The organism is Micromonospora sp. NPDC049089 (genome assembly GCF_040648775.1).
Taxonomy (GTDB): Bacteria; Actinomycetota; Actinomycetes; order Mycobacteriales; family Micromonosporaceae; genus Micromonospora.
In genome coordinates this window covers 1-11878 of the sequence record NZ_JBEZEH010000218.1, presented here as the reverse complement: position 1 = coordinate 11878, position 11878 = coordinate 1, and the positions used below count along the sequence as shown (strand labels likewise).

At 73.2% G+C, this 11878-nt stretch carries 8 protein-coding genes; 6 read left to right on the top strand and 2 right to left on the bottom strand.

The features are described from left to right. Nucleotides 1–134: 134 nt before the first annotated feature. On the bottom strand, nucleotides 135–1094 hold the full coding sequence (dapD, locus tag AB0B48_RS28215; protein ID WP_357206766.1) for a 2,3,4,5-tetrahydropyridine-2,6-dicarboxylate N-succinyltransferase: 960 nt from the start codon (nucleotides 1092–1094) through the stop codon (nucleotides 135–137). A gap of 78 nt (nucleotides 1095–1172) precedes the next feature. Between dapD and dapE the strand changes: the two genes are divergently transcribed. Next, on the top strand, nucleotides 1173–2246 hold the full coding sequence (dapE, locus tag AB0B48_RS28210; protein ID WP_355008204.1) for a succinyl-diaminopimelate desuccinylase: 1074 nt from the start codon (nucleotides 1173–1175) through the stop codon (nucleotides 2244–2246). Between the two features lie 36 nt (nucleotides 2247–2282). Here dapE and AB0B48_RS28205 read toward each other — a convergent pair whose 3' ends face one another. Next, nucleotides 2283–2450 carry a hypothetical protein gene (locus AB0B48_RS28205; protein WP_156057972.1) on the bottom strand — a complete coding sequence of 56 codons (168 nt, stop codon included), beginning with the start codon at nucleotides 2448–2450 and terminating at the stop codon, nucleotides 2283–2285. Nucleotides 2451–2604: 154 nt separating this feature from the next. Here AB0B48_RS28205 and AB0B48_RS28200 point away from each other — a divergent pair, with 154 nt between their 5' ends. The 5 genes from AB0B48_RS28200 (at nucleotide 2605) to AB0B48_RS28180 (ending at nucleotide 11813) form a co-directional block, all read left to right on the top strand. Then, a complete protein-coding gene (locus AB0B48_RS28200; protein WP_357206763.1) occupies nucleotides 2605–3459 on the top strand; it encodes a TIGR00730 family Rossman fold protein in 855 nt (284 codons plus the stop codon). Beyond that, a complete protein-coding gene (locus AB0B48_RS28195) occupies nucleotides 3459–4004 on the top strand; it encodes a TIGR00730 family Rossman fold protein (protein WP_355008201.1) in 546 nt (181 codons plus the stop codon). Before AB0B48_RS28200 ends, AB0B48_RS28195 begins: the two co-directional genes overlap by 1 nt. 191 nt (nucleotides 4005–4195) lie before the next feature. Continuing rightward, nucleotides 4196–7780: an ATP-dependent DNA helicase gene (locus AB0B48_RS28190; RefSeq protein WP_357206760.1), complete on the top strand. Its 3585-nt coding sequence runs from the start codon at nucleotides 4196–4198 to the stop codon at nucleotides 7778–7780. A gap of 135 nt (nucleotides 7781–7915) precedes the next feature. Next, a complete protein-coding gene (locus tag AB0B48_RS28185; protein WP_357206758.1) occupies nucleotides 7916–11383 on the top strand; it encodes a UvrD-helicase domain-containing protein in 3468 nt (1155 codons plus the stop codon). Nucleotides 11384–11609: 226 nt separating this feature from the next. Further along, nucleotides 11610–11813, top strand: a complete 204-nt coding sequence (locus tag AB0B48_RS28180; protein ID WP_007464836.1) for a cold-shock protein — start codon at nucleotides 11610–11612, stop codon at nucleotides 11811–11813. Nucleotides 11814–11878 lie beyond the last annotated feature (65 nt).

The following is an 11878-nucleotide window of genomic DNA, read 5'->3' as shown; positions in this document are numbered from 1 at the left end:
CGGTCGCGCTGGTGGACCCGCCCCGGCACCCCGCGCGATACACTGTCCCAAAACTCAAATACCTGGCGCCCCGCCGGCCGTGCGTCGTACCCTCTCTGGTCCCGGGGCCGTCCGGCGCCTACCCGGCGGGGCCGTCAGTCGTTGGCGTGCAGGGCGGCGTTCAGCTCGATGCCCCGGCCGGTGCGCGGCCGGGCCTCCAGCCCACCGGTGACCGAGTTGCGCCAGAACAGCAGACCGTCGACGCCGGACAGCTCCCGGGCCTTGACCACCCGGCCGTCAGGGAGCGCGATCTTCGACGCGGCGGTGATGTAGCAGCCGGCCTCGACCACGCAGTCGTCGCCGAGTGAGATCCCGACGCCGGCGTTCGCGCCGACCAGGCTGCGCTCACCGATGCTGATCTTGTCGGTGCCGCCGCCGGAGAGGGTGCCCATGATGGAGGCCCCGCCACCGATGTCGGAGCCGTCGCCGACCAGCACGCCCTGCACGATCCGCCCCTCGACCATCGAGGTGCCGACGGTGCCGGCGTTGAAGTTCACGAAGCCCTCGTGCATCACAGTGGTGCCGGCGGCCAGATGCGCGCCGAGACGGACCCGGTCGGCGTCGGCGATCCGCACACCGGAGGGCACCACGTAGTCGGTCATCCGCGGGAACTTGTCGACCCCGTACACCGCCAGGTGCCGGCCGGCAGCCCGCTCGATCACCCGCAGCTCGTCCACCCGCTCCGGGGGGCACGGCCCGGCGGACGTCCAGGCCACGTTGGCCAGCTTGCCGAAGATGCCGTCCAGGTTGAGCTGGTTGGGTCGCACCAGGCGGTGCGAGAGCAGGTGCAACCGGAGGTACGCGTCGGAGGCGTCCTTGATCGGGTCGTCCAACGAGCCGATCACGGTCACGACCTGCACGGTACGCAGACCAGGCAGGGGCCGGTCACCGAGCGCGGCCGGCGGCAGGTCGAGCACGTCCGCCTTGTCCTCGCCGGCGACCAGCGGCAGCTCGCCCAGGCCCAGCTTGCCGGTCGGGTACCAGGTGTCGAGCACCTGCTCGTCTGCGGTGACCGTAGCCAGGCCGATGCCCCAGGCGGAATCTGCGGACGTCACTGTTACACCTCTCGGTCACGGCCGGGCTGACCTCGGCTCGCTCCTCGCGCTGACAGACCTGAAGGTACCGTGCGAACCATGGAGAACCCGCTGACCCCCGAGGTCCTCGCCGATCCGGTGCAGCTGACCCGCGCTCTGGTCGACATAGAGTCCGTGTCCCTCAACGAGAAGGCGATCGCCGACTGTGTCGAAGAGGTGCTGCGGGCCGTACCGCACCTGACCACCCACCGGCACGGCAACACGGTGATGGCCCGTACCGACCTCGGTCGGTCGCAGCGTGTCGTGCTGGCCGGGCACCTCGACACGGTGCCGTTGAACAACAACTTTCCGTCGACGATGCGCGGCGACCTGATGTACGGCTGCGGCACCTCCGACATGAAGTCCGGCACCGCGTACGCGCTGCACCTGGCGGTGACGCTGCCCGAGCCGCGCTACGACGTGACGTACTTCTTCTACGAGGCCGAGGAGATCGAGTCCAAGTACAACGGGCTCAACCTCGTCGCCCAGGCGTTCCCGGAGTGGTTGCAGGCGGACTTCGCCGTGCTGCTGGAGCCGACGTACGGCATCGTCGAGGCGGGCTGCCAGGGCACCATGCGCTCGGTGGTCACCACGACCGGAGTACGCGCCCACTCGGCGCGCTCCTGGCACGGGGTCAACGCCATCCACGCCGCCGGCGAGGTGCTGCGACGCCTCCAGACGTACGAGGCGCGCCGGGTAACCATCGACGGCTGCGACTACCGCGAGGGCATGAACGCGGTGCGGATCAACGGTGGGGTGGCCGGCAACGTGGTCCCCGACCTGTGTGAGGTCGAGGTCAACTACCGGTTCGCCCCGGACCGCACCCCGGCCGAGGCGGAGGCGCACCTGCGTGAGGTGTTCGCCGGCTTCGAGCTGAAAGTCACCGACACTGCTGCCGGTGCCGCGCCCGGGCTCGACGCGGCCCCCGCGAAGGAGTTCCTGGCGGCGGTCGGCGCCGCGCCGATCGGCAAGCTGGGCTGGACCGACGTGGCCCGGTTCGCGGCGATGGGCATTCCCGCGCTGAACTTCGGCCCGGGCGACCCGAACCTCGCCCACCACCCCGACGAGCACGTCGAGATCAGCAAGATCCGCGACGGCGCGGCAACCCTGCACCGCTGGCTAGCCCCAGCCTGACCCCCGCCGGAGCGCCCGGTGATCAAGAGGTTTGCGTCAGCCTGGCCCGTTGTCGGCGACGCAAACCTCTTGATCGGCTCCGGACGGGGTGGGGGAGGTGGGGATCGGGTTCTGCTGGCGGGTGCGGCGGCGTTCGGCCACCACGTCTCGGATCCGTCGCTGCATCTGGCGACGAATCCGGATCATCTCGCTGTTACTGATCACGCTGTCTCCTCCCCCGAAGGCGCGCGCCGGGGCATACCCGGTATGTGAATAGTAAGACGTACGGGAGCGCCGAATAGTTGCCCGTGATCCCGAACAATTTCTCGGCGTCCCCGCCCCGCGCACCCGGGCGGTGCTGCTCCACTACGGTTGCCCCATGAGCCAGAGCAACGGGCGGGAGGCCGGTCGCGGTCCCGGACAGGAGCGGCATCGCGGTGCGGTCACCCTGCGCAGAGGGGCGATCCCGAGCAGCACCGCCGACCAGCGACTGCTTGATTCACGGGGGCGGGGCGACTGGAAGACCAAGGACGCCTGGCGCGCGCTGCGCATCCTCGCCGAGTTCGTCGAGGGTTTCGACACCCTTGCCGACGTGCCGTCGGCGGTCAGCGTCTTCGGCTCGGCGCGTAGCGCGCCGGACAGCGCCGAGTGCCAGTTGGCCGAGGAGTTGGGCGGTGCGCTGGCCCGAGCCGGCTACGCGGTGATCACCGGAGGTGGGCCCGGCGTGATGGAGGCCGCCAACCGGGGCGCCAGCGAGGCCAACGGGCTCTCCGTGGGGCTCGGCATCGAGCTTCCGTTCGAGCAGGGCATCAACGACTGGGTCGACCTGGCCATCGACTTCCGTTACTTCTTCGCCCGCAAGACGATGTTCGTCAAGTACGCCCAGGCGTTCGTCGTACTGCCCGGCGGGTTCGGCACCATGGACGAGTTGTTCGAGGCGCTCACCCTGGTGCAGACCGGCAAGGTCACCCGGTTCCCGGTGGTGCTCATGGGCGTCGCCTACTGGCAGGGCCTGCTGGACTGGCTGCGCGACACGATGGCCGCCACCGGCAAGATCGGGCCGGTGGACCTGGATCTGATCTGCCTCACCGACGACGTCAACGAGGCGGTCCGGTACATCGTCGCGTCGGAGGCCGCTCTCTCCGCCGAGCAGGAGGCGGTCCGCGAGGAGGCCGTCGCCCGCACCGGCGCAGACCAGCAGGCGGCAGCCGAACAGGCTCGGGACCACGACTGATGGCGGCGATCTGCGTCTTCTGCGCCTCCTCTCGTACCCTCGATCAGCGCTGGTTGGACCTGGCCGCCGAGACCGGCGCGGAGCTGGCCCGGCGCGGGCACACGCTGGTCAGCGGTGGTGGCTGTGTCGGCATGATGGGCGCGCTGGCGGACGGCGCCCGATCCGCCGGAGGGCGCACCGTCGGCGTGATCCCGCAGTCGCTGGTCGACCTGGAGGTCGCCGACCTGGCCTCGGACGAGCTGCTGGTGACCGACTCGATGGCCAGCCGCAAGACCCTGATGATCGACAAGTCGGACGCCTTCCTCACCCTGCCCGGCGGGCTGGGCACCCTGGACGAGTTGTTCGAGGTCTGGACCACCGCCACCCTCGCCCAGCACACCAAGCCGATGGTGCTGATCGACACCGACGGGTTCTACCGCCCCCTGCTGGACTGGCTCGACGCGCTGGCCGACCAGACCTTCCTCAAGCCCGCCGGCCGCGACCTCCTGACGGTCACCACCACCGTCACCGAGGCCCTCGACGTCCTGGAATCCCACCTGACCTGACCCCCACCCCGCCCGCCCGGCCCGCCCGGACCTCGGCCCGCCCCGGTGATCATGAAGTTAGCGGCGTCTCCGTCGGCGTGTCGCGCCGCTAACCTCATGATCGACAGGGGTAGATGGGGTGGGGTGCGCGGGGGCGGGGTGTGGGGGTAGGGGTGGGGTTGGTTGTCGTATGGGTCTGATGGGATGAGCTGATGCAGGCGTACCGGTTGGTGCGGCGGCCCGGAGGGTCGGCGCGGGGGGACGGGGCGACGCCTGACAGCGTTTCCCTGCTCGCCAGCGACGGCACGTCAGTGGGCGGTGTCGGCACGTCCGGTGGGCCCGATCGCGTGGCCGGGGCCGAGCCGGCCGTCGGCGGCGGCTGGCGGGCCGATCCGGTGCAGGCCGAGGTGGTCGGGCACACCGACGGGCCGATGCTCGTGCTCGGCGGCCCGGGCACCGGCAAGACCAGCACGCTGGTCGAGGCGGTCGCCGCCAGGGTGGCCGAGGGGGCCGACCCCGAACGGATCCTGGTGCTGACCTTCGGCCGCCGAGGCGCCACCGCACTGCGACAACGCATCGAGGCCCGGATCGCCCAGGACGGCCACCGGGTGCTGCGCGAGCCGTTGGTGCGCACCTTCCCGGCGTACGCCTTCGGGCTGCTCCGCCGCGCCGCCGCCGAGCGGGGCGAACCGTCGCCGCGGCTGCTCACCGGCCCCGAACAGGATCTGATCATCCGTGAGCTGCTGGACGTGGTGGGCGAGGAGCCCGAGGACGACCCGGTCGGCTGGCCCACCGACCTGCGCCCCGCCCTGCGCACCCGGGCGTTCGCCGGCCAACTGCGCGACCTGCTCATGCGCGCCGCCGAACGCGGCGTGGGCCCGATCGAACTGGCCCGGCTGGGTGAGAAGCTCGGCCGCGCCGACTGGCCGGCCGCCGCCCGCTTCCTGCGGGAGTACGTCGCCGTGCTCGCGTTGCGTGACGTCAGCAACCGGGGCTCCATCGCGTACGACCCGGCGGAGCTGGTCCGGGCGGCCACCGGGCTGCTGCGCGACGACGAGGAGTTGCTGGCCGCCGAGCGTCGTCGGCTCGCGTACGTCTACCTCGACGAGCTGGCCGACACGGACCCCGCCCAACTGGAGCTGCTCTCGGTCATCGCCGGCGGTGGCAAGTCGCTCGTCGCGTTCGCCGACCCGGATTCCTCCACGTACGCGTTCCGGGGCGCCGACCCGGCCGGGGTGGCGACGTTCCCGCACCGGTTCCGGACGGCATCCGGTGCGCCGGCCGCGCAGGTGCTGCTGACCACGTCGTACCGGGCCGGGTCGGGTCTGCTCACGGCGATCGCCCGGCTGGGTCGCCGGCTGCGGGGCCCGGCCGCGCACCGCCGGCTGCACCCCCTGCCGGACGCGCCGCCCGGCGTGGTCGAGGTGCACACCTTCCGCTCGGCGACCAGCGAGGCCGCCTGGTTGGCCCACGCGCTGCGCTCGGCACACCTGCTCGACGGCGTGCCGTGGTCACGGATGGCGGTGCTGGTGCGGTCCACCGCGTTGCAGCTGCCCACCCTTCGACGGGCGCTGCACGCTGCCGGCGTACCCACAGTGGTGCACGGCGAGGATCTGCCCCTGCACCTGCAACCGGCGGTCGCGCCACTGCTGCTCCTGCTGCGCTGCGCGCTGGAGCCGGAAAGACTCGACGAGGAGGCGGCGGTCGCGCTGCTGCACTCGCCGCTCGGCGGGGCCGACCCGCTGGCCGAACGGCGGCTGCGGCAGGGCCTTCGCGCGCTCGCGTTGGCCGGCGGTGACCGACGTCCCTCCGGGGAGCTGGTCGTCGAGGCACTACAGGATCCGGAGGAGTTGGCCGGCATCGAGCGGCACTGGGCGGAGCCGGCGCAGGCGGTGGCCGGGCTGCTGGCCATCGCACGCGAGGCCGCTGCCCGGCCGGGCGCGACCGCCGAGGACGTGCTCTGGGCCGTCTGGCACGCCAGTGGCCTCGCCGAGCGGTGGGCCGGCGCGATCAACCAGGGGCGTCCGGAGGCCGGTGAGGGCGACCTGGCCCGGCGTCGGCGAGCCGAGGCTGCCGACCGCGACCTGGACGCCGTGCTGGTCCTCTTCGACGCGGCGGCCCGGTTCACCGACCGGCTGCCCGGTGCCCGCACCGAGGTCTTCCTCGACCACGTGCTCGCCCAGGACCTGCCGGCCGACACCATCGCCCCGACCGCCGACCGGGGAGCGGCGGTACGCCTGCTGACCGCGCACGCCGCGAAGGGCCTGGAATGGGACCTGGTCGCGGTGGCCGGTGTGCAGGAGGGCATCTGGCCGGACCTGCGGTTGCGCGGCAGCCTGCTCGGCTCCGAGCGACTGGTCGACGTGCTGGCCGGCCGGTCGGTCGACGGGGCGACCGCGGCGAACGTGGTGGGTCAGACCTCGGCGTTGCTGGACGAGGAGCGTCGGCTCTTCCACGTCGCCATCAGTCGGGCCCGCCATCGGCTGCTGGTCAGCGCCGTGGCATCGGCCGCCGTCGGCGGCGACGACCACGAGGAGCAACCCAGCCGGTTCCTGCACGAGCTGGGCCCGAGCATCCCGCCACCGACCCCGCCGAGCGCACCGCCCACCCCGCCCACCCCGCCCACCCCGCCGACCCCGCCGCCCACCCCGCCGACCCCGCCGCCTCCGGCCCCACCGACCCCGCCCGGTCCGCGCACCGAGCCGTCGTCCGGCGGCAACGGGGGCGCCGCGGCGGGCGAGTCCGGCGACGAGGAGCCGGACCGCCCCGGGGCGCTGCCGGTGACCCGTCCACCTCGGGCGCTCACCCTGCCGGCGTTGGTCGCGGAACTCCGTACCGCCATCACCGACCCGGCCGCCCCGGCGGCCCGGCGGCGCGCCGCGGCGGCCGAGCTGGCCCGGCTCGCCGCCGCCGGGGTGCCCGGCGCGCACCCCGACGACTGGTGGGGGTTGCGGGTTCTCTCCGACGACCGGCCGCTCGTCGACGACGGCGACCCGGTGCGGGTCACCCCGTCGGCCATGGAGAGTGCGCTGCGGTGCAGCCTGCGCTGGCTGCTGGAACGGCACGGCGGTAGCGGTCCTACCAGCACCGCGCAGGGGGTGGGCAACCTGGTGCACGCCGCCGCGATGCTCGCCGAGGACGCCAGCGCCGACCGTGGCGCGCTGCTCGACTACGTGGCCGCCCGGTTCGACGCGATCGAGCTGGCGGCCCGGTGGATGGCCGGGCCGGAGCGGGAACGCGCCGAGGCGATGGTCGACAAGCTGCTGCGCTGGCTGGCCACCAATCCGCGCCGGTTGCTCGCCATCGAGCACGAGTTCGCCGTCCGTCTGGACGACCCGAATCGGCCCGTCGACCTGACCGGTCGGGTCGACCGGCTGGAGGTCGACGAGGCCGGGCGGCTCGTGGTGATCGACCTGAAGACCGGCAAGTCGACAGCTGTCACCGGCACCGACCTCGCCGAGCACCCGCAGCTCGGCGCCTACCAGGCGGCGGTGGAGGCAGGGGCGTTCGCCGAGTTCGGTGACGAGTCCGGGGGTGCCGCGCTGGTGCAGCTCGGGACCTCCGCCAAGGACGCCAGGGAGCAGAATCAGCCGGCCGCCAGCGAGGGGCCGGCGGCCGGTTGGGCGACCGCGCTGGTCCGGCGGACCGCCGATACGATGGCAGCCGCCACGTTCGCCGCGGTGGCCAACTCGAAGTGCCGGGTCTGCCCGGTGCGCACCAGCTGCCCAGTCTCCGGGCAGGGCCGCCAGGTCGTCGAGCCGCCCACCGTCCGACGCGCAGGCGAGGGCGAGGAGTGAGCTTGCGAGCCCCGCAGTCACGAACTGAGATGGCACCGTGATGGCGAGGAGTGAGCTTGCGAGCCCCGCAGTCACGAACTGAGATGGCACCGTGAGGGCGAGGAGTGCGCCGGTGTTGGGAACTGAGACGGCACGGTGAGTCAGCCCACCCTGTTCGGCGCGGGTCCCGCGCCGACGCCCCGACTCGCGGACTCCGGCCCTCGGTACACACCGGTGGAGCTGGCCAAGCTGCTGCGGTTGCCGGCGCCCACCCGGGAACAGGCCGCGATCATCGCCGCCCCGGTGGAACCGCTGCTGGTGGTCGCGGGCGCCGGGTCGGGCAAGACCGAGACGATGGCCGCCCGGGTGGTCTGGCTGGTGGCCAACTCGTACGTGCGGCCGGAGCAGATCCTCGGGCTGACCTTCACCCGCAAGGCGGCCGGCGAGCTGGCCCATCGGGTACGAACCCGGCTCGACCAGCTGATCCGCCGACTCGGCAGGCAGGGGCGGGACCCGCTGGACGACCCGCTCGCGGGTGAACCCACCGTCTCCACCTACCACTCGTACGCGGGGCGGATCGTCACCGAGCACGGGCTGCGGGCCGGCTACGAGCCGTCCACCCGGCTGCTCACCGAGGCGTCCCGCTGGCAGTTGGTCGACCTGCTGGTGCGCAACTACGACGGCGACATGTCCGAGGTGGACCGGATGCCGAGCACCATCACCGACGCGGTGCTGGCGCTGGCCGGGGAGTTGGACGAGCATCTGGTCGCGCCGGACGACCTGGCGGCCTGGACCGGTCGGTTCTTCGCCGAGGTGCAGTCCCGGCCGGGTCGGGTGTACGCCGACGTGCGTAAGGCGCTCACCCTCCAGCAGACCCGGTTGCGCCTGTTGCCGCTGGTGCGGGCGTACGCCCGGCGCAAGGAGGACTTCGAGGCGATGGACTTCGCCGACCAGCTCGCCCGGGCGGCCCGGGTGGCCCGGGACCACCCGGGGGTCGGCGTGATCGAGCGGGACCGCTTCCGGGTGGTGCTGCTCGACGAGTACCAGGACACCAGCCACGCACAGGTGGTGTTGCTCAACGCGCTGTTCGGTGGCGGGCACCCGGTGACCGCGGTGGGCGACCCGTGCCAGTCGATCTACGGCTGGCGGGGGGCCAGCGCGGGCACCCTGGACCGGTTCCCCACCGAGTTCGCCCGCGCCAACGGTGAGCCGGCCCCGGCGCTGGGGCTCACCACGAGTTGGCGCAACCGCCCGGAGATCCTCCGGGTGGCGAACGCGCTCTCCACCCCGCTGCGGGCGGCGGGTGCCCGGGTGCCGGAACTGCGCTCCGCGCTGACCGTCCGGGACCCGATCCCGCACCGCAGCCCGGGCGGCGCGGCCGGCGGCACCGTGCACTGCGCGATGCTGCCCACGTACGCCGACGAGGCCGCCTGGATCGCCGACAGCGTGCTCGCCGCCTGGCGTGGCGCGGCCGGGATGCCGGGCGCGGCCCCGGAACACATCCCGGTGGAGCGCCGTCCGACGACGGCCGTGCTGGTCCGGGTGCGCAGCCAGATTCCGGCGATCGAGTCGGCGCTGCGTGAGCGGGGCCTACCGGTCGAGGTGGTGGGGCTGGGCGGCCTGCTGGACACCCCCGAGGTACGTGACGTGGTCTGCACGTTGCGGGTCCTGGCCGACCCGACCGATGGCGCCGCGCTGCTGCGGTTGCTCACCGGCGCCCGTTGGCGGATCGGGCCACGTGACCTGGTGGCGTTGCACCGGCGAGCCCGGGCCATCGCGAACGCCCGGCGACAGGTGGCCGCCGACGAGGCCTCGGAGATCAGCCCCGACCTGTTGGACGAGGCGACCCTGGTGGAGGCGTTGGCCGACCTCGGGCCGGCGCAGGCGTACTCGGCCGAGGGTTTCGCGCGGCTGCGCGCGTACGGCCGGGAGTTGGCGCTGCTGCGCTACCGGCTGGACCAGGCGCTGCCGGACCTCATCGCGGACATCGAGCGGACCATCGGCCTGGACGTGGAGGTCGCGGTGCGGGCCGGCCGGGACGGCGCCGGCGACGCGGGCCTGGCCCGGGGGCATCTGGATGCGCTCGGCGACGTGGCGGCCCGGTTCAGCGGGGAGACGCCCGGCGCGACCCTGTCCGGGTTCCTGTCCTACCTGGCCGCCGCCGAGGACGAGGAGCGCGGTCTGGCGCCGGGCGAGGTCGAGGTGGTGGAGGGCGCGGTGCAGGTGGTCACCGCGCACGCCGCCAAGGGCCTGGAGTGGGACGTCGTGGCGGTGGCCGGGCTCAGTCGTGGGCTGTGGCCGGGGCCGGTCCGCAACTCCGACCACTGGCTGGGTGGGCTGGGCGTACTGCCGTTCCCGCTGCGCGGCGACGCCGACGGGCTGCCCGAGTTGGCGCTCGACGAGGCGGGGGACCAGCGGGCCGTGGCGCGGGCGGTGACCGACTTCACCGACGCGTGGCGTGCCCACGACGAGCGGGAGGAACGCCGGCTGACGTACGTGGCTGTCACCCGGCCGCGCCGGCTGCTGCTCTGCTCCGGTTACTGGTGGGGAGAGGGCACGAAGCGACCGCGAGGTCCGTCGGTCTTCCTGCGTGAGGTGTACGACGCCTGCCTCGACGGCGGGCCGGGGCACCTGATCGACGCGTGGGCGCCCGAGCCGACCCCGGACGCGACGAACCCCACGGCCGAGGTCGTGCTCCGCGCGGAGTGGCCGGCCGACCCGCTGGGCGGTCGCCGGCCGGCGTTGGCCGAGGCGGCCGGGCTGGTGCGTCGCCTGATGGCCGACGGCCCGGCGGCGGCGCTCCCCGGGCCGGTCGGGCCGGTGCTCCCTGGGCCGGTCGGGCCGGTGCTCGCCGGGCCGGTCACGCCGATCGGCTCGACGGTCGAGTCAGGCGAGCCGGTCGAGCAGGTCGAGCCGGAGGTGGATCCGGAGGTGGCGCGCTGGCAGCGCGAGGCGGACCTGCTGTTGGCGGAGCGCGCCGAGCTGACCCGGCTCTCCGGTGCGGTCGAGGTGGCGCTGCCCGGGGCGCTGAGCGTCACCCAGCTGGTAGCGCTGCGGCGTGATCCGGCGGCGCTGGCGCGTACGCTGCGTCGCCCGGTGCCGTCCGAACCCAACCCGTACGCCCGTCGAGGCACCGCCTTCCACGCCTGGTTGGAGCAGCGCTTCGGCGCCGACCGCCTGTTGGACCTGGACGAGCTGCCCGGCGCGGCCGACGCGGACGCCGCACCCGACGAGGCGCTGGTCGAGCTTCAGGAGCGGTTCCTGGCCAGCGAGTGGGCCGACCGGTCACCGGTGGAGGTCGAGGTGCCCTTCGCCACGGTGATCGCTTCAGTGGTGGTGCGGGGCCGGATGGACGCGGTCTTCGCCAGGCCGGGTGGCCGGTTCGACGTGGTCGACTGGAAAACCGGCGCGCAGCCCACCGGGCCGGCAGCCGACGTGGCCGCCGTGCAGCTGGCGGTGTACCGGCTGGCCTGGGCGGAGTTGGCCGGTGTGCCGGTCGACCGGGTGGGCGCGGCGTTCCACTACGTCCGCCACGGGGTCACCGTCCGGCCCGCCGACCTGCTGGATGTGACCGGCCTCACGGCCATGATCGCCCAGTTGCCCGAGGATTCTGCCCAACATTGACCACTGCGGGGAAAACCGTGGTAGGTTGACCGGGTTGCAGTTTTGGTTACCAGAGACTCTGTGTGCGCCTGGCGGGATTGTGGCCCCAGGCGCTCTTTGTTGTGTCCGGAGTTCTCCGGGCGGGGCGACCAGAAGCGACAGGCGATTCGCGCATCCCCGCGCGGAGCGCTCCTCTTCGGGCACGCAACAAGTGCGTGTCCGACGTTCCGTCAAGGAGACGAAACACATGGCTATTGGCACCGTGAAGTGGTTCAACGCTGACAAGGGCTTCGGCTTCATCACCCCCGACGGCGGCGGCGCCGACGTCTTCGCCCACTTCTCGGCGATCCAGTCCTCCGGCTACCGGAGCCTGGACGAGAACCAGCGGGTCGAGTTCGAGGTGACCCAGGGCCAGAAGGGCCCGCAGGCGGAGAACATCCGCCCGCTCTGATCTTCGGATCGGTCAGCATTACCTGTCGCGCCCTCCGGGTGTGACGGTGACGGGACCGGCCCGCC

Excerpts from the sequence above, each read along its gene's own strand:
- dapE (WP_355008204.1), top strand. The coding sequence starts at position 1,173 with ATGGAGAACCCGCTGACCCCCGAGGTCCTCGCCGATCCGGTGCAGCTG.
- AB0B48_RS28200 (WP_357206763.1), top strand. The coding sequence starts at position 2,605 with ATGAGCCAGAGCAACGGGCGGGAGGCCGGTCGCGGTCCCGGACAGGAG.
- AB0B48_RS28195 (WP_355008201.1), top strand. The coding sequence starts at position 3,459 with ATGGCGGCGATCTGCGTCTTCTGCGCCTCCTCTCGTACCCTCGATCAG.
- AB0B48_RS28180 (WP_007464836.1), top strand. The coding sequence starts at position 11,610 with ATGGCTATTGGCACCGTGAAGTGGTTCAACGCTGACAAGGGCTTCGGC.
- AB0B48_RS28190 (WP_357206760.1), top strand. The coding sequence starts at position 4,196 with ATGCAGGCGTACCGGTTGGTGCGGCGGCCCGGAGGGTCGGCGCGGGGG.